Origin of the sequence: Roseateles sp. (genome assembly GCF_036404855.1) — a bacterium.
Lineage (GTDB): Bacteria > Pseudomonadota > Gammaproteobacteria > Burkholderiales > Burkholderiaceae_C > Pelomonas.
The window spans coordinates 1-20,782 of sequence record NZ_DASWYS010000164.1; the positions used below are offsets into that span (position 1 = coordinate 1).

Annotated in this window: 16 protein-coding genes and 1 riboswitch; of the genes, 8 read left to right on the forward strand and 8 right to left on the reverse strand. The window is 65.6% G+C overall.

Features of this window, described 5'->3' with window-relative positions; translation table 11 throughout:
* From VGF12_RS10535 to metH, 7 genes are all read right to left on the reverse strand, one after another.
* The coding region (locus VGF12_RS10535; RefSeq protein WP_331175989.1) for an McrC family protein at window positions 1–1,229 on the reverse strand (1,229 nt) is incomplete at its 3' end.
* On the reverse strand, window positions 1,229–3,469 hold the full coding sequence (locus VGF12_RS10540) for an MrcB family domain-containing protein (RefSeq protein ID WP_331175990.1): 2,241 nt from the start codon (window positions 3,467–3,469) through the stop codon (window positions 1,229–1,231). The genes VGF12_RS10535 and VGF12_RS10540, both read right to left, overlap by 1 nt.
* 116 nt (window positions 3,470–3,585) lie before the next feature.
* Window positions 3,586–4,278 (reverse strand): His-Xaa-Ser repeat protein HxsA, encoded by a 693-nt coding sequence (hxsA, locus tag VGF12_RS10545; RefSeq protein WP_331175991.1) that lies wholly within the window; start codon window positions 4,276–4,278, stop codon window positions 3,586–3,588.
* On the reverse strand, window positions 4,278–5,402 hold the full coding sequence (hxsC, locus tag VGF12_RS10550; RefSeq protein ID WP_331175992.1) for a His-Xaa-Ser system radical SAM maturase HxsC: 1,125 nt from the start codon (window positions 5,400–5,402) through the stop codon (window positions 4,278–4,280). The genes hxsA and hxsC overlap by 1 nt, the downstream gene beginning before the upstream one ends.
* On the reverse strand, window positions 5,399–6,838 hold the full coding sequence (gene hxsB, locus VGF12_RS10555) for a His-Xaa-Ser system radical SAM maturase HxsB (RefSeq protein ID WP_331175993.1): 1,440 nt from the start codon (window positions 6,836–6,838) through the stop codon (window positions 5,399–5,401). The genes hxsC and hxsB overlap by 4 nt, the downstream gene beginning before the upstream one ends.
* Before the next feature lie 674 nt (window positions 6,839–7,512).
* Window positions 7,513–8,076 carry a glycine zipper 2TM domain-containing protein gene (locus VGF12_RS10560; RefSeq protein WP_331175994.1) on the reverse strand — a complete coding sequence of 188 codons (564 nt, stop codon included), beginning with the start codon at window positions 8,074–8,076 and terminating at the stop codon, window positions 7,513–7,515.
* A gap of 129 nt (window positions 8,077–8,205) precedes the next feature.
* The gene (metH, locus tag VGF12_RS10565) at window positions 8,206–10,902 is read right to left on the reverse strand and encodes a methionine synthase (RefSeq protein WP_331175995.1); all 2,697 of its coding nucleotides are present in this window, start codon (window positions 10,900–10,902) and stop codon (window positions 8,206–8,208) included.
* Window positions 10,903–10,926: 24 nt separating this feature from the next.
* Window positions 10,927–10,994, reverse strand: a riboswitch (S-adenosyl-L-homocysteine riboswitch).
* Window positions 10,995–11,070: 76 nt separating this feature from the next.
* Here metH and VGF12_RS10570 point away from each other — a divergent pair.
* From VGF12_RS10570 to VGF12_RS10590, 5 genes are read left to right on the forward strand one after another with little or no spacing between them, the layout of a single operon-like run.
* Window positions 11,071–11,460: a GntR family transcriptional regulator gene (locus VGF12_RS10570; protein ID WP_331175996.1), complete on the forward strand. Its 390-nt coding sequence runs from the start codon at window positions 11,071–11,073 to the stop codon at window positions 11,458–11,460.
* Complete coding sequence (locus VGF12_RS10575) at window positions 11,457–12,347, forward strand: ABC transporter ATP-binding protein (RefSeq protein WP_331175997.1); 891 nt, start codon at window positions 11,457–11,459, stop codon at window positions 12,345–12,347. The genes VGF12_RS10570 and VGF12_RS10575 overlap by 4 nt, the downstream gene beginning before the upstream one ends.
* Window positions 12,344–13,012 (forward strand): ABC-2 transporter permease, encoded by a 669-nt coding sequence (locus tag VGF12_RS10580; protein ID WP_331175998.1) that lies wholly within the window; start codon window positions 12,344–12,346, stop codon window positions 13,010–13,012. Before VGF12_RS10575 ends, VGF12_RS10580 begins: the two co-directional genes overlap by 4 nt.
* Window positions 13,013–13,023: 11 nt before the next feature.
* Entirely contained in the window at window positions 13,024–15,117 is a 2,094-nt protein-coding gene (locus tag VGF12_RS10585) for an ATP-binding cassette domain-containing protein (protein ID WP_331175999.1), read from the forward strand.
* Window positions 15,114–15,851, forward strand: a complete 738-nt coding sequence (locus VGF12_RS10590) for an ABC transporter permease (protein ID WP_331176000.1) — start codon at window positions 15,114–15,116, stop codon at window positions 15,849–15,851. The genes VGF12_RS10585 and VGF12_RS10590 overlap by 4 nt, the downstream gene beginning before the upstream one ends.
* Here VGF12_RS10590 and VGF12_RS10595 read toward each other — a convergent pair.
* The gene (locus tag VGF12_RS10595) at window positions 15,848–16,480 is read right to left on the reverse strand and encodes a TetR family transcriptional regulator C-terminal domain-containing protein (RefSeq protein ID WP_331176001.1); all 633 of its coding nucleotides are present in this window, start codon (window positions 16,478–16,480) and stop codon (window positions 15,848–15,850) included. The genes VGF12_RS10590 and VGF12_RS10595 overlap by 4 nt on opposite strands.
* Before the next feature lie 108 nt (window positions 16,481–16,588).
* Between VGF12_RS10595 and VGF12_RS10600 the strand changes: the two genes are divergently transcribed.
* The 3 genes from VGF12_RS10600 to VGF12_RS10610 are packed head-to-tail and all read left to right on the forward strand — an operon-like array spanning window position 16,589 to window position 20,772.
* Window positions 16,589–17,962 carry an NAD(P)-dependent oxidoreductase gene (locus VGF12_RS10600; RefSeq protein ID WP_331176002.1) on the forward strand — a complete coding sequence of 458 codons (1,374 nt, stop codon included), beginning with the start codon at window positions 16,589–16,591 and terminating at the stop codon, window positions 17,960–17,962.
* Window positions 17,955–19,262 carry an NAD-dependent dihydropyrimidine dehydrogenase subunit PreA gene (preA, locus tag VGF12_RS10605; protein ID WP_331176003.1) on the forward strand — a complete coding sequence of 436 codons (1,308 nt, stop codon included), beginning with the start codon at window positions 17,955–17,957 and terminating at the stop codon, window positions 19,260–19,262. The genes VGF12_RS10600 and preA overlap by 8 nt, the downstream gene beginning before the upstream one ends.
* Before the next feature lie 10 nt (window positions 19,263–19,272).
* Window positions 19,273–20,772 carry a CoA-acylating methylmalonate-semialdehyde dehydrogenase gene (locus VGF12_RS10610; protein ID WP_331176004.1) on the forward strand — a complete coding sequence of 500 codons (1,500 nt, stop codon included), beginning with the start codon at window positions 19,273–19,275 and terminating at the stop codon, window positions 20,770–20,772.
* Window positions 20,773–20,782: the final 10 nt, after the last annotated feature.

Consider the following 20,782-nt stretch of genomic DNA (forward strand, 5'->3'; position numbering starts at 1 on the left):
GTTGCGTCATCGGCGCCGAATCGTTCTGAACGCCAGCGCCGCAGGTCGCGCTCGAATTCGGCCTGCGCGGCTTTAGGCTGGACTTCATTCCTCGCGTCCCATGCAACAACGCGACAAGCGACATCGCCAACGACCAGCTCAGATGGCCGAGGCACGTCCAGGTTATGAAAGCCAACCGTCAAGGCGTGTCGCGTTCGGTACGCAGTTGCGAATGCCAGTGCTTGATACAGGTCAGCTCGATTCCAACTCCTCGACAGGAGCTTGTACTTGACGTCGCCGACAGCTCTACCGCGATCGAAGACAAGGTCGGGATTCAGCGACAGGCCCGTTCTACCGAGCATCAGCCTCCCGGCTTCAACCTGCACCCCGGGCAACGCCCCGGCGATCATTCTCCGTATACCGCCCTCGATTAGCTCCGGCGTCCTGAGCAAGAAAGTCCTTCCCGCGGTATCGCCAAATTGGATTCCTATGCCCAAGCCGAGCAAGACCAACTTAGCCAGCGGCACAACCGTCGCATAGTGCCGGGCCAGACAATCGATTGCGACCTGAAAGTCGCTCGGTGTTTCGTCACCTACACCGTCCATACGACGACGGATCAACCGAGCCCGGTGCCGAATGTGCGCAGAGAACTGCGCGCTCATCGCGATCTCTCGGGCCGCCGCTTTGACTAGCCGATTCAAGGGCGAGTCAGGTGCAAGTTCGTCGAACCTGCAAACCGCCACGGGGCGCCCCTGCTGAATAAGCATCGCTGTTTCCAGCAGCTGGACCTGCCCGCGTACAGCGGTCAGCTCCTCGCTTCTCTCGGCGTACTCCGAACGGAGGCCACGGCGCACCAGTACCTCCGCATCGGCGATAAACCACCGAGCCACCAGCTCCGCCAACGACTCATCCGGTTCAAGTTGGGCCACCCCGCCCGCCCGCGGCTGGATGCCGGCTCCTAGGACGATGTGCAGGAAGTGACACAGCGGGATCTTGGGCAGGATCCGGATGTTGACGCCATCGAGTGCAATGGCGCCAATCATGTTGTGCACGGTGACGCGAAACCGCCCATCGGCAGCAGCCTCCACGCGAATGACCGATCGCTCGTCGCGGTCGTCCTCGCCGCGCGATGCACCCCACCAAGCTCTACGCGAGGCGAGCTGGGCACCCAGTCGACTCAAGGAAAAAGCCTGCTCCGGCTCCAGTGCAAGCAGCGCTGAAGTGGACTCGCAGAGCTGCTCTTCGCGCATCAGGCAACCGGCATCCAGATTCGATCGATCTCAAATTCGACGAGACGCTCGGGCTGATCGAAGAGGAACTCTTCAATCAGCGGATGGATTTGACGCGCCCAGACCAGTGCCAGTGCATCGCGATCAAAGCCCGGACGCATGAAGAAGGCGTGTCCAATCGTGTGATGCCGATCCAGCACTTCAATCAACATCCGATTGAGGCGCTCCAGCCCCATCGCCAGTTGCCGACCGAAAGGGTTTCCTGACTGAGCGTGAAAGCGCTTTAACAGCTCGTAGTCCGGGTGGAGCTCGAAGACCGCGAAGCGTCTTCGCAGCGCGATGTCGATGCTCCGGATGTTGCGATCCGCCGTGTTCATCGTGCCTACAAAGCGCAGATTCTTGGGCAGGACGAAGTCACCTGAATACTGCAGCTGCACTGTCTGGTCGCGGTACTCGAAGGCGTACATAAGCTCACCGAGAACTCGAGGCAGGTTCGCCCTGTTCAGCTCGTCCATCACGACAACGTAGTCAACACCTGGGACGTCGGCAAGGTGCTGGTGACGCATCTCCTGCACGACCTTCACCACCACGCCTGGCGTGAGCTCGAAATGGACTGCACCACCTTTGGTGACGGGCCGGATGCCCTCGATAAACGACTCGTAGCTGTAGTTTGGATGGAACTGAACCAGCCGAACTCGCTCTGCGCAGCGTGCCGCGACGAAGTTGGACAACTCGCGCGCGAGCCATGTCTTGCTCGTTCCTGGAGGGCCTGCCAAGATGATCTGGGGATTTGCCGAGCCCAACAGTACGTCGACGACCTCCTCCAAGAATGCACGGGGCAGCCCAGTCCTCTCGACAAGTACCTCAATGTCCTCGTCACGCTTCTTTATCAACGGAGCCTCGGCTACCTTTTGGGCTGTCAGTTCGGTGCCACCCTCATCGACTACGTACCCGAAGGTGTTCTGGTTCAGCAAGCTTTCTGGGGTCGACAGCCCAACCGCGATCTCCAACTCGTCCACGTCCAGGGCAGGAATCAGGCGTTCGACGGTGCCGATGCGAAACCACGTCTTGAAGACTTCTGACTGCCTGTTGCCAGTACGAACCTTGGAGCGAAGTTCCGGGTCCGTTGCCTCGGGCCAAGGTGACTCAATGCCGTTGTTGCCTCGGCTCGTCTGCATGGCGTCAACGCGTAACTTGGCTGCGATGCGTCGGCCACCTTGGTGAGCGTACAAATAGAAGGGCGTCTTGAGTCGCGCCAGCGCCTCGTCCTTAATCGGAAAGCTCCACCATGAGGCCCACCCACCTCGATCTTGGATGGCCGCTCGAACGCGAGGCAGCTCTTCATCGATGGAGCGCCAAGTCCCGATCAGAGCTAATGGGCGTTCGTCTACGGTGGCCCCATCACGTTTGACTCGTTCATCGACATACGCCTGATAGGCCTTCAGCAGCTCGATTAGGTCTTTCTCAAGCTCCCCATCGGAGGGAACTGCATCCTTTGCGTAGAACTTGGATGCCGCTGTCGAGGCCTCGTACAGCCGAGCAAGGCGGCCGCCCGATCCCAGGTCAGTCTTGCCAGAGAAGTCCCATCCCTCTTGCAGCAAAGGTCGGCATTGCTCGCCGATCTCAACTGCGGAAGCCTGGAGCATCCGAAACGCATCAGCTCCATGTTCACGCTCGAGAACCGTGACACCCTGGGCCAGTTTCAGATAGACGCCGTTGCCAGCTTCGTGAAAGAGGTAGACAACGTAAGTGCCGTTCTGCGTAGTTGTGGTTTCCCTTCGATCGAGAACGGCGATCCAAGGCACTTGAGCCCAATTGCCTTTGCCGTAAGAAGCAACGACCTGAAGGTTGGTGAGGCCAGCGCTGTTGATCCAACCTTGCAGCAGGGTCCTGGCTTCACCAAAGAGCTCTCGCGCCTCCTCGTTTCTGCCAAACGCCTGAGTGGTTCGAAGCGTCAGATAGCGCTCAAGTACCCGATTGAACAGGTCTCTAAGGCTCATGTCTCTCAGTCGCCTGACCTGAAACCCTCTTTGCTCCAAGTACTGATTGGTCTCTAGGCCTCCTGAGAAGCTAGAAACAGGCGCACCCGTAGCCATGGCAATGATCTTCTTCGGAGGGTAGAGGCGGCTCTCATGTTCCAAGAACCATCGTTGGGCCCTGCTCTGCTCCCAATTCAGGAAATCTGGGCTTTCTCGCAAGGTCTCGTCGAACTCCGAAATCGCCTTTAAGACCGCTTCACGATCAACTTGCGGCAGTGGCACTCGTAGCTCCCCGGGTATAGGTAAATAAGCGACCTGAACTGCCGCTGCGTTCGCAAAAGCCAGACGGTCGAGCGTCGCTAGATGTCACGCCAAGATTCGTTAGGCACATAAGCCGACTAGTTCGCCGCTGGCACGCCTAGCGCGTTTAGCGTTGGCGTTGTCATAGTCCCCGATCGAGGAAGCCCCTTCAATTGCTGAAAGTGCTTGAGCGCCTCCTGGGTCTCCCCGTTCAGGATGCCATCAACCTGGTTGCTATAAAGGCCGAGTCTAGTGAGCGCTATTTGCACCCGCATCACCTGCAGCTTGCGCTTTTCATCCAAGCTCAGGCTCGGTGGAGCATCAGCCACGCCGCTGTAGCGGGAAGCTCCGCCGAGGCTCGACCCAGCCTGCCCGGCGTGACCAGCCGCCGATGGAGTCAGCCTTGAGCTGGGTGTATTGGGCTCATTGAGCAAGCGAATCGGTGCCGGCGGCGGTGACCCGGGGACTCGGCCCGGCAGCGGCGCCGGCGCGGGTTCCGGATACAGGTTCAACGTCGGACTTGACGCCGGCGGCGTCGGTGCCGGCGCGGCAGAAGAGCCGCTGGAACCGGAATAGTGCGACGAGTGGCTCGAATGCGACCTGTGGCTTGAATGCGAGCGATGTCCGGCAAATAGATTCTCGCGTTCGAAGTTCAGCGGACGCAACGGAACAATGCTGGGTTGGGGTCCTGACCCCGCAGTCGGTCCCGCCACGGCGCCCTCTGAGGCGCGCGGCGAGATTAGCGGCAGGCCCGCGACAAACAGCGCCAGGTTGCGGATGAATTTGCTCATCAGACGATCTCCTGGATCGGTTGGATTCGAGTCGGCTTCCAGCCGCGCTCATGCCACGCAAAGAGCCCGGCGCACTGATCTTTCGCGCAGCAGCCCTCACACTCGGCAGCAAACACGTTCTTCCAATCGGAGATGCTGCGATGCGCGAAGCTACGCAGCTCGTCTGGAAGCGCGCAGAGTGGCGTGTTCATCAATATCACGGGCACACCATGGCGCCTCAGCGCGGCGATTGTTGCAACGAGCGTCTCCTGCCAGTCGCGCAAATCCACGTCGCAGACCTCACGATTTGCAAGGGCGAAGCCGATAGGCTCGCTGGCCATCAAGGCCACTTCGCGCACGAAAGGCAGGTTCAGCGCGATGAAGTGCGCGAGTTCTCCGAGCTGACGCAACACCGGCTCGATCAGCACGATGCGGAGCTGGATCGGTTGGCCGTGCTCCTGCAACGTCAGCATGCCACCGATGGTCTGGTCGAACGCGCCCGGCGCCTGGACGACGAAGTCGTGCAGATAGCTGGCATGGCCGTAGAGCGGGACCAACCAGCTGACGTTCTCGACAGCTGGCCCAAACAGCTGGGACACGAGCCCCGGGTCGGCCAAACGGCGCCCGTTCGTAAGCACTTCGATACCGGTCGCTGGATGCAGCGCGCGCGCTGATCGAAGCAGATTGACAAGGTCGGCACCGAGCAACGTGGGCTCGCCACCCGTGACGCCAAGCCGCCTCGGGGACGCACGCATGTGGCGCAGCGTATCCAGGGCCTCCTTTAGCAACCACGGATCAGCGTTCGGCGTCGGCGGCTGCGAGCACATAAGGCAGAGGCTGTTGCACCTGTTCGTCACGAACAGCGAGTGATGCTGATCCGTCTCGCGGTGAAGGACAACGACCTTGCTGCGCGCCGCATCGACTTTCACCACATCGCCCGTCATGAGATCCGCGCTTGCAGCCCAGGCGACGTTCTTCAGGTCGCCGGCCACAAGGCGCTCCGCCAGGGCTAGATCCTCTGGCGAGTTAGCGAGAACCAGGAAGTTGATTTCGGGCGTCCATTCGCCGGCCAACTCTTCAGCGCTCACCACCCTTCGCACACCAGAGGTCAGCTCCGACGAAAGCTCGCACTGAACGGACCTCATGCTGTCGCTCCCGCGGTTCCAGCCCAGCGATGGAAGATAGCGAGCTGCGCCGGCCCCGCTGCATCCACGCGGGAGACAAAGTGATCGAACAGCCACAGGTGCCGCTGACAGTGCTCAGTCAGCGCAGGCGATACGTCGGGCCTCCCGTGCTGCGCCTTGGCGTCGATAGGGTTGGGTGCACAAAACGGACGATAAACGCAGTCCTTGCAGCCCTCGGCACGGCCTGGGTCGCCGGTGGACGCGATCACCCGCGCCGCGTCAGACTGCAGTAGCGCATTCAGCGGCTCGCCGATGCGGCCCATGCGCCAGCTGGCGTCGCCCGACTCAAGGACCATCCGCGCCTCATCGCTGGGGTACACGAAGCCGTCGTAGTTGTAGACCAGCACACCGCGCCCCGACGCGCAGGGGCTCTGGAGATCGACGTAGCCGGCATCAAACGGCGAAAGGAGCTTGTTGAGGATGATCGACGCGTAGACCTCGCGCAACGCGACGCCGTGCGAGTTCCATTCCATCACGCGCTCGAGCGCCCGGACATAGAACCGTTGGAAGTCGTCGAGGCTGTAGCCAAGGTGCCGTTGATTCCGCTTCGCGAAGCCGTAGGCACTCAGGGGACGAAGAAAAATCTCCGAGAAGCCGAGCTTCACGTATTCGTCGACGATGCCTTCCGGATGCTCCAGCGACTCGCGGGTCGTCGTCATCAATGCCGACACTTTGTCGTGCCCAAGCCGGCGCCGGGCCAGCTCAATGCCGGCCAAGGTTCTTTCGTATGAGTCCCGCGTCGGTATTGGCCGATTGCGGTTATGCAACTCTGCGGGCCCGTCGATGCTGGTGGACAGCACCATGTCGTGGCGCGCCATGAAATCGCACATGCCGTCGGTCAGCTGGTGCAATGTCGACGCAACGACGAAACGGACCTTGCGGCCGTTGAGCTCACGCGACGCAGAGATTCTTTCCACGGCATGTTCGATCAGATCAAATCGAAGCAGCGGATCGCCGCCCTGAAACTCGACCGTCAGCCGATTCGCCGAGCTCTGCAAAACCGTGTCGCAGGAAGCATCGAGCGCTTCGGCGCTCATGGTGAAACGGGTTGCCTCAAGTGAGCGAGAAACCTGGCAGTACTTGCAGGAATGCGCGCACTGCAACGTGGGAACAATGATGTGAAGCGCCGGCCCTTGGGTCGCCACCTCTTGCCGCGCAGCAATTCGAGATCGCCGAAGGCGATCTAAGCCAGGCTGGGCGCCTTTGTCGGCCAGCATGAACTTGGAGCGCAACCGGGCGCGCAAGTCCAAATCGAGGGCGTCCGGATCAGCTTCGAGCGTCGCCAGTTCGTGGCCGGACAGGAACAGATAGTCGCCGGTATCGGAGACCACCAAGTTATCGTCGCGACCCACCACGCAGCGGGTCCTAAACGGCAATGCCGCCGACGCATAGGACACGGCTCAACCCTCCCCGGCGGCTGCGGTTAATGCGCGTCGCTCGACACGAGCAGCTCTCCGAATACCCTGCAGGATACATCTGCACACAGGTTTTCGTGTCCGGGTGATTGCGGACTGAAAACCGAGTTTCTTAGCCCTGGCAGGCCTCTCCGGCCGACCGCATTTGGTAGACCCCGTTAACTCTGAGCGGCTCAGGGCCAAGACTTGTTAACCTTGAACTGCCCCTCCAACGAACCGATCAAAGAATGTCGCTAAGTGGTTGATTCACCTTGCAGGTCGCAAGCCTCGAACTGTGGCCAACCACACATGCTCAGCTCAGCGGCGCCTTCCTGGACCAACCGGCGTGCCGTTCAAGGTGCAGGTGGCCCGACACGCGAGCGCTGAACCGGGCGCCCCGCGAGACAACGCCCCTTGTCGGCGCGGCGAGGAAAGCAGCGCCCGCGCGCCAGGAGTCGCCCACGCACCAAGGTGTGCGCTGCGGAAGGTGTGGCAAGTCGCCGCTGGCGCCGGGCTGGAGTCGGCCACGACGGCCTGCTGGGGCGCTCGGCCTTGAAGCCTCGCCGGTCGGCGCGCACGGCGGCCGACCGGGCCGGCAGCGACGCCATCTCACCGCCCCCAGGGGCCAAAGCTATGCCACTGGCCGGCGTCGCCCAGGCAACCGGCCAGGCAACGACTCAGCTCCGCACGAAGCCGTTCTCCGTCAGGCGGACCTCGTCGCCGACGCGCAGGCCGGGGTCGGCACTGCGCTCGAAGCGGCGCGTGCGGCCATCGCCTTCCTTCACCTGCACGACCCAGACGGTGTAGGTCTTCTGGTTCTTCTCGATCTCGTTGCCGGCATAGCCGCCGGCCACGGCGCCGCCCACAGTCGCCAGCTTGCGGCCGTTGCCGCCGCCCACCATGTTGCCCAGCAGGCCGCCCACCACGGCCCCGCCCACAGCGCCCACGCCGCTGCTCTTGCCGCGACGTGTCTCCGTATGCACATCGGTCACCCGGCCGCAGTTGCGGCACAGGGCCGGCTGCGACTGGCTTTCGACGACGGGGGCGGGCCTGGCGTCTCGCACGGCTTCGCGCGCTGCCTCGGCGCTGGCCAGCCTCTGTGCGGCCTGAGGCGGTGCCTCGACCACGGGCTCTTGCCCCTGGGAACGCCCCACCGCGTAGGCTGCGCCCAGCAGCGCCAGCACGACAGCCACGGCGGCGACGATCTGGGAGGACTTGGCAGGAAGTGTGGGGGTCGACATGGGGCCTCCGTCAATTTTTTGAGATGACCCCGAGCATGCCCAGGCGCCGACACCGCCTGCGTAGGACGAGGCCGCGGCACTGGGTCGGCAAGGTAAGCAGATGCTGCGCCGGCCCGGCCGGCGCGAACCTCAACCGAGCAGGGGTGCGAGCGCGCGACGCGCGTCGGCCTCGGTCAGGCCACAGCGAGCCGCCCAGTCGGCCAACTGGTCGTCTCCGATGCGCCCCACGTTGAAGTAGGCCGCGTCGGGATGCGCCAGATAGAAGCCGCTGACGCTGGCGGCCGGCGTCATGGCCATGCTGTCGGTCAGGCCCATGCCGATTTCCTCCGGCGCGAGCACGCGGAAGAGGTCGCGCTTGGCGAGATGGTCCGGGCAGGCGGGATAGCCGGGCGCTGGGCGGATGCCCAGGTACTTCTCGCGGATCAGTTCGTCGTTGCTCAGGGCCTCATCGGGCGAATACCCCCAGAAATCGCGACGAACGCGCTCGTGCAGCCATTCAGCAGCTGCCTCGGCAAGGCGGTCAGCCAGGGCCTTGAGCATGATGGCGGAGTAGTCGTCGTGGGTGGTGAGGAATTCGGCTTCCTTCCCATCCACGCCCAGGCCGGCCGTCACGGCGAACAGGCCCACGTGATCGCCCTGTCCGGCCACGAAATCGGACAGGCAGCGGTTGGGCCGCTTGACGCCGTCCACCACCGGGCGCTCGCTCTGCATGCGCAAGCCGTGCCAGGTCATCGGCGGCTCGCTTTGGATCTCGATGTCGTCCTCATTGACGCGCGCGGCCGGGTAAAGGCCGAAGACGGCATGAGCCTGGAGCCAGCGGCCGTCGATGATCTTCTTCAGCATGGCCTGCGCGTCGGCGAACACCTTGCGCGCCTCGGTCCCGACGATCTCGTCGTCGAGGATGGCCGGATAGGGTCCGGCGAGGTCCCAGGTCTGGAAAAAGGGGCCCCAGTCGATATAGCGAGCCAGCTCTGCGAGGTCGAGATTCTTCAGCACCCGGCGACCAGTGAACTTCGGCGCCGGTGCGAGGCGGGTCATGTCCAGCGCCGCCTTGTTAGCGCGCGCCTGTTCCAGCGTGACCAGCGGCGTCTGCTTCTTGCCCGCATGCAGCGCTCGGGTCTTCTCGATGTCGGCCTTCAATTCGGCGATATAGGCCGCCGCGCGCTCGTCGCTGAGCAGCTCCGAACACACCCCCACGGCGCGCGAGGCATCGGGCACGTAGACCACCGGGCCTTCGTAGTGCGGCGAGATCTTGACCGCCGTGTGCACGCGGCTGGTCGTCGCGCCCCCGATCAGCAGAGGCATATGGCGCGACGCGAAGTAGTCGTCGCGCTGCATCTCGGCCGCGACGTGCTGCATTTCCTCGAGGCTGGGGGTGATAAGGCCAGACAGGCCGATGATGTCCGCGCCCTCGTCCTTGGCCTTCTTCAGGATGTCCTGGGCCGGCACCATGACGCCCATGTTGACGACCTCGTAGTTGTTGCACTGCAGGACCACCGTGACGATGTTCTTGCCGATGTCGTGCACATCGCCCTTAACCGTGGCCATGACGATCTTGCCCTTGCTCTTCACGTCGCCGCCGGCGGCTTCGAGTCGGCGCTTTTCCTCTTCGATGTAGGGCACAAGGTGGGCCACCGCGCTCTTCATCACGCGGGCACTCTTGACCACCTGAGGCAGGAACATCTTGCCCTGCCCGAACAGGTCACCAACGACATTCATGCCGGCCATCAGCGGGCCTTCGATGACATGCAATGGCCGGCCGCCCTTGGCGGAGATCGCCTGCCAGGCCTCCTCGGTGTCGTCGACGATGAAGTCCGTGATGCCATGCACCAGCGCATGCGACAGCCGCTCGTTGACGTCTCCCGCCCTCCAGGCCAGGCGCGCCGAGTCGTCCTTGCCTGCGCTCTTGGCGCGATCGGCGATCTCTATGAGGCGCTCGCCGGCGTCGGGACGGCGATTCAGCACCACGTCCTCCACGCGTTCGCGCAGTTCGGCATCGAGGTCGTCATAGACGCCCACCATGCCGGCGTTGACGATGCCCATGTCCATGCCCGCCTGGATGGCGTGGTACAGGAATACCGTGTGGATGGCCTCGCGCACTGGCTCGTTGCCGCGAAAGCTGAACGACACGTTTGACACGCCGCCCGACACCTTGGCGCCGGGCAGGTGCTGCTTGATCCAGCGCGTCGCCTCGATGAAGTCCACCGCGTAGTTGTCGTGCTCTTCGATGCCCGTCGCGATTGCGAAGATGTTGGGATCGAAGATGATGTCCTCGGGCGGGAAGTCCACCTCGTCGACGAGGAAGCGGTAGGCTCGCTCGCAGATCTCGATCTTGCGGGCGAACGTGTCGGCCTGGCCCTGCTCATCGAAGGCCATCACGACGGCCGCGGCGCCGTAGCGCTTGACGAGCTTCGCCTGGCGCTTGAACTCCGCTTCGCCTTCCTTCAGGGAGATGGAGTTGACGATGCCCTTGCCCTGGATGCACTTCAGGCCGGCTTCGATCACCGCCCACTTGGACGAGTCGATCATGATGGGCACACGCGCGATCTCGGGTTCGCCCGCGATCAGGTTCAGGAAGCGCACCATCGCCGCCTGGCTGTCCAGCATGGCCTCGTCCATGTTGATGTCGATGACCTGGGCGCCGTTTTCCACCTGCTGGCGAGCGACGGCCAGCGCATCCTCGAACTGGCCCGCCAGGATCATGCGGGCGAAGGCCTTGGAGCCGGTGACGTTCGTCCGTTCGCCGATGTTGACGAACAGGCTGCCGGCGTCGATGGCGACGGGCTCCAGTCCGGAGAGCTTGAGAGGGGGCGGCGAGAGGGTCATCGAAGTCGGTCCACGCGGGGGGCTGTTCGATGAGCGCAGTTGGGAACGATCCGAGCCTGGGGGCTTCAACCCTCGCAGCGCTCCTCGGATGAAGGCGGGATTCTACGCAGGCCCTCTTGGCCTGGGTTGCGCGGGGCCCCGGCATCGCGTATTCTGTGTATAAACAGTATGCACAGTAGTCTCATCATCGCCCAGGCCGATGCGCGGCCCCTGTATCTGCAAATCACCGAGCAGATCCGTCAGCGCGTGGCCACGGGGGACTGGCCGCCGGGCCGGGAGTTGCCCTCCATCCGCGCATTGGCGGCGGACCTGAAGGTCAGCGTCATCACGGTGAAGCGGGCCTATCTCGACTTGGAAGCCGAGGGCGTCATCGTGACGCGGCAGGGCCGGGGCTCCTTCATCGCTGACGCGCGCGACCTGGCCCAGGCCACGCAACGCGCAGAACTGGACGCGCACCTCGCCGCCGCCGCCCGCATCGCTGCGACGCTCGGCATGAGCGCGCGCGAGTTGATGGGCCGGCTGCATCAGGCGCTGCCCTCCGAGGAACCCGAAGCATGAACGACCGCAAAGCATTCGAGATGAAGGGCGTCGGCAAGTCCTTCCCCTTCTTCACCCTGAGTGACGTGTCGCTGGCGCTTGAGCCGGGCCAGATCATGGGTCTCGTCGGCCCCAACGGCGCGGGCAAGAGCACGACGATCCGGCTGCTGATGGGGCTGCTGGCGCCGGATGCCGGCGAGATCCGGCTGCTGGGCCACGAGATGCCGCGCGAACAGGCGGCGGCCAAGGCCGACGTCGGATTCGTCAGCGACGACATGCGGCTGTTTCAGCACGCAACGCTGGCGTGGCATATGGGATTCGTCGCGTCCATCTACCCGGGCTGGGATGCAGCCTACGCAGCCCTGATGCTGAAACGCTTCGGCCTGCGCGCCGAGCAGCCGGTGAAGAGCCTCTCCAGCGGCGAACAGGCCAAGGCCCTGTTGCTGCTCGCGTTGGCGCGCCGCCCGCGACTGCTGGTTCTGGACGAGCCGACCTCCGGGCTGGACCCCGTCGCCCGCCACGAACTGCTCGCCGAGTTCATGGACGTGCTCCGCGACGAGCGCCGTGCCATCTTGTTCTCATCGCACAACACGCTCGACGTGGAGCGCATCTCCGACCGCATCGCCTTCATCGACCGCGGCCGCGTTGTCGCGTCCAGCGACAAGGAGGACTTCCTCGAACGCTGGCGCCGCCTGCAACTGCGCCTGCCCGCGGAGCGGCCGGCCTGGACCCTGCCCGAGATCGTCAGCTGCGAACGCGATGGCGGCCTCGTGACGCTGACGGTGGACGGCTTCGGCGACGCGCTGCTCGCCCAACTCGACGCTCCCGTCGAGGCCGTGCAGCGCATGAGCCTGGAAGAGATCTTCGTCGCCACGGTCATGCACAGCCGGGAGATCCGAACCCCATGAACGCCATCACCCGTCGCCTCGTCGCCAAGGAGGTTCACCAGTACCGCGGCCTGATGGCCGCCGCGGCGGCCGCAGGGTTGGCTGGCCTGCCCGTCGCGGCCAGCGGCGAGGCGGGCTTCAATGTCGGCTTCCTCGTCTGGCTGACGGCCACCATCGCGCTAGGCGTGCTGCTGGCGCTGTTCGGCGTCGCCAACGAGCGCAAGGAGCGCGCCCAACTTTTCGTGATGAGCCTGCCGCTGACGCCCGGCGACTATGTGCGCGCCAAGCTGCTCGGGCTGCTGCTGTGCTTCCTGCTGCCCTGGATCGCCCTGAGCGCGGGCGCGCTGGGTCTGGTCGCCGCGCTGGACGGCATCCCGGACGGCCTGCTGCCCTACGGCGTGCTGCTGTGCGTCTACATGCTGCTGAACTTCAGCGTGGTGCTGTGCGCGGTGCTGCATGTCCAGTCAGAGGCTGGCATGGTCGGCGTCATCATCCTGACCAACATGGGCGTGACCCTGTTCATGATGGGCGTCGGCCGCGTGCCTGAGCTGGGCGCCCACATGCTGAAGGCCGAGCCCGTCTGGAACGCCACGTTCTGGCTGGCCCTCGCACTCGAACTGGGCGCGCTGGCGCTCGCCCTGGCTCTGCCCCTATTCGTCGCCGCACGGCGGCGCGACTTCCTCTAGAAGGGATCCCCATGCCCCCCAATACCAACGGCGAGAGGCTGCATGCCCTCGACGCAGTGCGGAGCTTTGCCTTGCTGCTGGGCGTGGCCTTTCACGCGACGCTCTCCTTCATTCCCGGCATGCCTCCTGGCCTGTGGGCGATGAACGACAACTCGCCCAGCCCCTGGCTCGCGGACGCCGGCTTCGTGGCGCACAGCTTCCGCATGACGCTGTTCTTCTTCATCGCCGGCTTCTTCGCGCGCCTGCTGCATCAACGGCTGGGCACGCGGGGCTTCTGGGCCAACCGCGCCCGGCGCATTGCCCTGCCGCTGGTGGTGGGCTGGATGCTGCTCTTCCCCGCAATTTCCTTCGTCTGGTTTCTCGGCCTGCAGAAGGTGTTCCACGGCACACCGCCCGCGATGTCGGACCTGCCCGCGGCGGCCGGCGCCTTTCCGCTGGTTCACCTGTGGTTCCTGTACCAGCTGCTTTGGCTGTATGCCGGCGCGCTGCTGCTGCGAGGCGCGGTTGCGCGCCTGGATCAGCACCAGGCCTTGCGCGGGCTCGTGGACCGGGTCACGACCGGTGCGATCCGCTGGCCGGCGGGCGCGTTGCTGCTCGGCCTGCCGCTGGCGGGGGTGCTTCTGTCCCTGCCCTCATGGCTGCCCTTGGCCGGCATCCCGACACCGGACCAGTCCCTGGTGCCGCAACTGCCGGCGACGGTGGGCTATGGCATGGCGTTCGGGTTCGGCTGGCTGACGCAGCGCGCGCCCGGAGCGCTTGCCGCACTGCGCGGGCGCTGGCTGTTGCATCTGGTCCTGGCCACCGCGTCGTCGACGCTCTGCCTCTACGTCCTGAAGACCCAGCCGCCCTTCGGCATGGCGGATCAACCGAAGCTGGTCTTCGCGCTGGCCTTCGTCGTGTCCGCCTGGGCCTGGAGCTTGGCCATCACCGGCCTGGCGTTGCGCTTCCTGTCAGGCCACCGTCCGGCCGTCCGCTACCTGGCCGATGCGTCCTACTGGATCTATCTCGCCCACCTGCCGCTGGTCGCCGGCCTGCAGGTCTGGGTGGGCGACTGGCCGCTGCCCTGGGGCCTGAAGTACCCCTTCATCGTCGCCACCACCCTCTTGCTGCTCCTGCTTGGCTATCACTTCCTCGTGCGCCCAACGCTGATCGGCCGCGTACTGAACGGCCGCGCCTACCCGCGCCATGCACCGGCGTCGACGGAGGCGCCGGCGGACGACGGCGAGGTGGTCGCGCAACTGCGCGGCGTGTCCAAGCGCTATGGCGCGCTCGCGGCGTTGGACCACGTGGACCTGGACCTGAAGCGCGGCGAACTGCTGGCCCTGCTCGGCCCCAATGGCGCCGGCAAGTCCACAGCCATCTCGCTGTGGTTGGGCCTGAACGAGGCCGACGCCGGCCTCGTGCACCTGCTGGGCGGGGCCCCGCAGGACATCGAGCGCCGCCGCGGGCTGGGCGTCATGATGCAAAACGTCGAGCTGCCAAAGGACTTGCGCGTGCATGAGCTGGTCGCGCTGTCGGCCAGCTACTACGCCCAGCCGATGACGGTGCAGGAAGCGCTGACGCGCGCCGGCATCGAGTCGCTGGCCGGGCGGCCCTACGGCAAGCTCTCGGGCGGCCAGAAGCGGCAGGTGCAGTTCGCCATCGCCATCTGCGGCCGGCCACGCGTGCTCTTCCTCGACGAGCCCAGCGTCGGCCTCGACCTCCAGGCCCGCGAGGCGCTGTGGGCCAGCATCCGCGCGCTGCTGCGCGAGGGCTGCTCCATCCTGCTGACGACGCACTACCTCGAAGAGGCCGAGGCCCTCGCCGACCGCATCGCCGTGCTCGCCAAGGGCCGCCTGGTCGCCACGGGCAGCGTGGATGAGATGCGCGCGCTGGTGTCGCGCCGCCACATTCGTTGTGAGACGGCCCTGCCCGCCGCCGAGGTGCGGTGCTGGCCGGGCGTCGTGGACGTGGCCGGCGACGACGCGCGCCTGGCCATCGTCGCCACCGACGCCGAATCCATCGTGCGCCGCCTGCTCGCCGCCGATCCCAAGCTCGCGCGGCTGGAAGTGAAGCCGGCCGGCCTCAACGACGCCTTCAACGCCCTGACCCGGGAAGCCGCATGAACACCTACGCCCTCGAAATCCGTCTCGAACTGCTGCGCCTGCTGCGCGCGCCGGCCTTCGCCCTGCCGATGTTCCTGCTACCGGTCGGCACCTACTTGCTGTTCGCCTTCGCGGTGGCCGGTGAGGCGGTTGCGAAAGACGCCGACGCGGGCCGCTTCATGTTCAGCGGCTTTTCGGTGATGGCCGTGACGATGGCCGCACTGTTCGCCACCTGTCCGAATCTGGCGATGGAGCGCGAGCAGGGACTGCTGACACTCAAGCGCGCCCAGCCCGCGCCGCCCGGCGCCTGGCTCGTGGCCAAGATCGTCGCGGGTGTGGCCTGCGGCGCCATCGCCTACATGCCGATCCTCGTACTGGCCGCCGTCACCGGCCAGGCACGACTGGATGGTGCGCAGCTGTTGGCCATGAGCGCCGTGCTGGTCGCCGGCGGCATCCCGTTCTGCGCGCTGGGCTTGATGATGGGTGCACTGGCCAGCGGCTCGGCCGCACCAGCCTATGCCAACCTGGCCTATCTGCCGGGGCTGTACCTGTCGGGTGTGTTCTTCCCGTTGCCTGCGTCCATGCATTTCCAGACCGTGTTCTGGCCGCATTTCCACCTGGACCAGCTCGCCTTCGCGGCCGGCGGCGTCGCCAAGTTTCGCTGGATCGCGCCGGAGATGGCAGCGGCCGTGCTGCTGGGCTTCACGCTGCTGTGCGGCGGCGTCGCGCTGCACCGGCTCAGGCAGCGAGGCTAGACCTTCAGGCTCCGCCAGATCAGGTCCACGATCAGCTCGCGCGCGGCCTCGAAGTCCTCATCGTCGAGCGCCGGCTTGTCCATGTAGAGCGAGAACTGCGCGCCGAGGTCGGCATAGGCCTGGGTGGACGACCAGATCAGGAACATCAGGTGCGTGAAGTCCACGCGCCTGATCAGGCCCTCGTTGGCCCAGCGCTCGAAGCGCTCGACGTCGGCATGCAGCAGCGGCATGACCTGGTTCTTCAGCACGTCGTGATAGCGCGGCGCGCCGGCCATGATCTCGCGGGTGAACACGGCGTTGCCGCTGGCCCTGTCGCGGCTGAATCGCAGCTTGACCGCCACGTAGGTCTGAATGGCCGCCTCCGGCTCATGGGCCTCGGCGATGGCGCTCATGTTGGCCATCCACTCGCCCATCACGCTGTCCAGCACGGCACGGTAGAGGTCTTCCTTGCTGGGCCAGTGGTAGAGCAGATTCTGGCGGGAGAGGTCCAACACCGCAGCGATGCTGTCCAGGCTGACGCCCTCGAAGCCGAACCGGGCGAATTGCCGCTCGGCCTCGGCAAGGATGGCCTCCTGCTTGCGCAGGGTGGCGGCGCGCGGCGTGCGCGTCACGGGGGCGATGTCAGTCATATGCTGCATTTTGACGGTGTGTGCACCAAGCTGAAGCTGCGGGTTTTTACGCTTCGGTCAAGTTTTACAGGGTAGTAATGTTTGCCTGTTTTCCCCAGGGAGACTCCCGTGGACCTTGCAGATTTGAAATCAGGCCGGCTCGGTCCTGAAGACTATGCCCGCAACTTTGCGGATGCCCATCCGCCGCTGAGCCGCGCCCAGGCGCTGATCGAGGCAGAGCGCTGTTACTACTGCTACGACGCGCCTTGCCAGACGGCCTGCCCCACCGGCATTGACGTCCCCAGCTTCATCCAGCGCGTCGCGCAGGACAATGTGCGCGGCGCGGCCGAGGCCATCCTGACGGCCAACCCACTGGGTGGCATGTGCGCCCGTGTCTGCCCGACCGAAGTGCTGTGCGAACAAGCCTGCGTGCGCAACACCCATGAGAGCAAGCCGGTGGAAATCGGCATGCTGCAGCGCTATGCGGTGGAGGGGCACCTGGCCCGCCCCGGCAAGCCGCTGTTCACGCGCGGTATGCCTACGGGACGGCGCGTCGCAGTGGTGGGCGCCGGCCCAGCCGGCCTCGCCGCAGCGCACGGGCTGGCTTGGCGCGGGCACGACGTGGTGCTGTTCGATGCCGCAGCCAAGTTGGGCGGTCTGAATGAATACGGTCTGGCCACCTACAAGGTCGCGGGCGGCTTTGCGCAGCGCGAGATCGACTGGCTGCTGAGCATCGGCGGCATCACGCCGAGGCTGAACTGTCGACTCGGCCGGGACATCACGCTCGATGGCCTGCTCTCCGAGTTCGACGCGGTCTTCCTCGGTCTGGGGCTGGCTGGCGTCAATGCCCTGGGCATCGCCGAGCCCCAGCTCCCGGGCCTGCGCGACGCCGTGGACTTCATCGCCGAACTGCGCCAGAGCGCGCCGGAAATCGTCGCCGTGGGCCGCAGGGTCGTCGTCATTGGCGGCGGCATGACGGCCGTCGATGCGGCCGTACAGAGCCGGCTGCTGGGCGCCCAGCAAGTCACCATGGCTTACCGACGCGGTATCGACGGCCTATCCGCCTCCATCCACGAGCAGCACTGGGCGCAAACGCATGGCGTGACCATCCGCTGCTGGGCAAGACCGCTGGCCGTCGTCGCGGAAGGCGGTGTGCTCAAGGGCATGCGCTTCGCGGCGACCCGGCTGGAAAGTGGCAAGTTGGTGGACACCGGCGAGCAGTTCGTCATTGAGGCCGACATGGTGCTGCGCGCCATCGGCCAGACTTACGAGGCCGAACCGGCCGGTGCCGGCCTTGAGCTGAAGTCGGGCCGCATCAAGACCGACGCCGACGGCCAGACCAGCCTGGCGCGCGTCTGGGCAGGTGGTGACTGCCGCGCCGGCGGCAAGGACCTGACCGTGGAGGCCGTCGAGCATGGCAAGCGCGCCGCGCAAGCCATCGACCGTCACCTGGGCCTCGCCAACGCCCGCCACCCCGACACGACGGAGGCCACCCATGGCTGACCTGAGCACCGATTTCCTGGGCATCAAAAGCCCCAACCCCTTCTGGCTCGCCTCGGCCCCGCCGACCGACAAGGAAGTCAACGTGCGACGCGCCTTCGAGGCAGGCTGGGGCGGTGTGGTCTGGAAGACACTGGGCGAGGACCCACCGGTCGTCAACGTCAACGGCCCGCGCTATGCCACGCTGTGGAGCCAAGACCGGCGCGTCATCGGCTTCAACAACATTGAATTGATTTCCGACCGTCCGCTGCCGGTCAACCTCGACGAGATCCGGCGCGTGAAGCGCGACTTTCCCGACCGGGCCATGGTCGTCTCGTTGATGGTGCCGGTGAACGAAGAGAGCTGGAAGAACATCCTGGCCCGCGTGGCCGACACCGGTGCCGACGGCGTGGAGCTGAACTTCGGCTGCCCGCATGGCATGAGCGAGCGGGGCATGGGATCGGCCGTAGGTCAGGTGCCGGAATACATCCAACAGGTCACCGAGTGGTGCAAGCAGCACACAAGGCTGCCCGTGATCGTCAAGCTGACGCCCAACATCACCGACGTTCGCTACCCCGCGCGCGCCGCCAAGGCCGGCGGCGCGGACGCCGTCAGCCTGATCAACACCATCAACTCGGTGATGGGCGTGGACCTGGACCGCATGGTCATGAGCCCGTCCACCGACGGGCTTGGCTCGCACGGCGGCTATTGCGGCCAGGCCGTCAAGCCCATCGCGCTGAACATGGTGGCGGAGATCGCCCGCGACGCCGCCACGGCAGGCCTGCCCATCAGCGGCATCGGCGGCATCACCACCTGGCGCGACGCAGCCGAATTCATCGCCATGGGCTGCGGCACGGTACAGGTCTGCACGGCCGCCATGGTCTACGGCTTCAAGATCGTGCAGGACATGTGCTCAGGACTGTCCAGCTTCATGGACGAGAAGGGCTACACCTCGCTGGCCGACTTCCAGGGCCGGGCCGTGCCCACCGTGAAGAACTGGAACCAGCTGAACCTGAATCACGTCGACAAGGCCGTCATCGACCAGGACAGCTGCATCCAGTGCGGCCGCTGCCACGTGGTCTGTGAAGACACCTCTCACCAGGCCATCTGGGCCACGAAGGATGGCAAGCGCCACTTCCACGTCAACGAAGCCGAGTGTGTTGGATGCAACTTGTGCGTGTCGATCTGCCCCGTCCCTGGCACCATCACGATGCGTGCCCTCCAGCCGGGCGAGACCGATGCGCGCACCGGCCGTGTTATCGACGGCACCTACGCCAACTGGACCACGCATCCGAACAACCCCATGCGCCCTGCGTGCGCTTGAAGGACATGCGATGAGTCAATACGAAGTCGGTCACTGGATCAACGGCGGCGTCAGCCGCGGTACGGGCGAGCGCCGCCAGGACATCCACAACCCCGCCACCGGCGGCGTGCAAGGCCAGCTGCTGTTGGGCAGCGCGGCCGACCTGGACGCCGCCGTGGCCTCCGCCACGCAGGCGGTCAAGTCCTGGGCGCAGACACCACCGCTGGCCCGCGCCCGCGTGCTGTTCAAGTTCCTCACCCTGCTCCAGGACCGTCGCGAGGAACTCGCCGAGGCCCTGGTGCGAGAGCATGGCAAGACGCTGCCCGACGCGCTGGGCGAGGTGGCGCGCGGCATCGAGGTCGTCGAGTTCGCCACCGCCATGCCGCAGCTGCTGAAGGGCGAATACACCGAGCAGATCGCCCGCGGCATGGACGCTTGGAGCATGCGCCAACCGCTGGGCGTGGTGGCCGGCATCACGCCGTTCAACTTCCCGGCCATGGTGCCGATGTGGATGTACCCCATCGCCATCGGCTGCGGCAACGCCTTCATCCTCAAGCCCAGCGAGCGCGACCCGTCGGCCTCGCTGCTGATGGCCCGCTGGCTGAAAGAGGCCGGCCTGCCGGACGGCATCTTCAGCGTCGTCCAGGGTGACAAGGACATCGTCGACGCCATCCTGGCCCACCCCGGCATCGCGGCGGTCAGCTTCGTCGGCTCCACGCCGGTGGCCGAACACATCTACAAGGTGGGCAGCGCCCACGGTAAGCGCGTGCAGGCGCTGGGCGGCGCCAAGAACCACATGGTCGTGATGCCGGACGCCGACCTGGACGGCGCCGTTGACGCACTGATGGGTGCTGCCTATGGCTCGGCCGGCGAGCGCTGCATGGCGATCTCGGTGGCCGTCGCGGTGGGCGACGTGGGCGACAAGCTGGTCGCCGCGCTGGAGCCGCGGGTCAAGGCACTGAGGATCGCCGAGGGCCACCAGGCCGGCGCCGAGATGGGCCCGCTGATCACGCGGGCCGCGCAGCAGCGCGTGGAGCGGCTGATCGGCGAAGGCGTGGCGGCGGGTGCCAAGGCCGTGGTCGACGGGCGCGGCTACCGCGTGGCGGGCCACGAGGACGGCTTCTTCGTGGGCGGCACCATCCTGGACGGTGTTGGCGCCGACATGAGTTGCTACACGGAGGAAATCTTCGGCCCGGTGCTGTGCATCGTTCGCGTGCCGGACCTGGCCGCCGCCATCGCCCTCATCGAGGCCAACGAGTACGCCAACGGCGTGGCCATCTTCACCCGCGACGGCCATGTTGCACGCGAGTTCGTGCATCACATCCAGGTCGGCATGGTGGGAGTCAACGTCCCCCTGCCGGTGCCCATGGCCTTCAACAGCTTCGGCGGCTGGAAGCGCAGCCTGTTCGGCGACCACCATGCCTACGGCCCGGAGGCGGTGCGCTTCTACACCAAGCACAAGGCCGTGATGCAGCGCTGGCCCGACTCGACCCCGAAGGGCCCGCAATTTGCTTTTCCGCAGAACACCTGACTAGAACGGA

Excerpts from the sequence above, each read along its gene's own strand:
- metH (WP_331175995.1), bottom strand. The coding sequence starts at position 10,902 with ATGACCCTCTCGCCGCCCCCTCTCAAGCTCTCCGGACTGGAGCCCGTC.
- VGF12_RS10610 (WP_331176004.1), top strand. The coding sequence starts at position 19,273 with ATGAGTCAATACGAAGTCGGTCACTGGATCAACGGCGGCGTCAGCCGC.
- VGF12_RS10595 (WP_331176001.1), bottom strand. The coding sequence starts at position 16,480 with ATGACTGACATCGCCCCCGTGACGCGCACGCCGCGCGCCGCCACCCTG.
- VGF12_RS10590 (WP_331176000.1), top strand. The coding sequence starts at position 15,114 with ATGAACACCTACGCCCTCGAAATCCGTCTCGAACTGCTGCGCCTGCTG.
- preA (WP_331176003.1), top strand. The coding sequence starts at position 17,955 with ATGGCTGACCTGAGCACCGATTTCCTGGGCATCAAAAGCCCCAACCCC.
- VGF12_RS10560 (WP_331175994.1), bottom strand. The coding sequence starts at position 8,076 with ATGTCGACCCCCACACTTCCTGCCAAGTCCTCCCAGATCGTCGCCGCC.
- VGF12_RS10580 (WP_331175998.1), top strand. The coding sequence starts at position 12,344 with ATGAACGCCATCACCCGTCGCCTCGTCGCCAAGGAGGTTCACCAGTAC.
- VGF12_RS10585 (WP_331175999.1), top strand. The coding sequence starts at position 13,024 with ATGCCCCCCAATACCAACGGCGAGAGGCTGCATGCCCTCGACGCAGTG.
- VGF12_RS10570 (WP_331175996.1), top strand. The coding sequence starts at position 11,071 with ATGCACAGTAGTCTCATCATCGCCCAGGCCGATGCGCGGCCCCTGTAT.
- hxsC (WP_331175992.1), bottom strand. The coding sequence starts at position 5,402 with ATGAGGTCCGTTCAGTGCGAGCTTTCGTCGGAGCTGACCTCTGGTGTG.
- hxsA (WP_331175991.1), bottom strand. The coding sequence starts at position 4,278 with ATGAGCAAATTCATCCGCAACCTGGCGCTGTTTGTCGCGGGCCTGCCG.
- VGF12_RS10575 (WP_331175997.1), top strand. The coding sequence starts at position 11,457 with ATGAACGACCGCAAAGCATTCGAGATGAAGGGCGTCGGCAAGTCCTTC.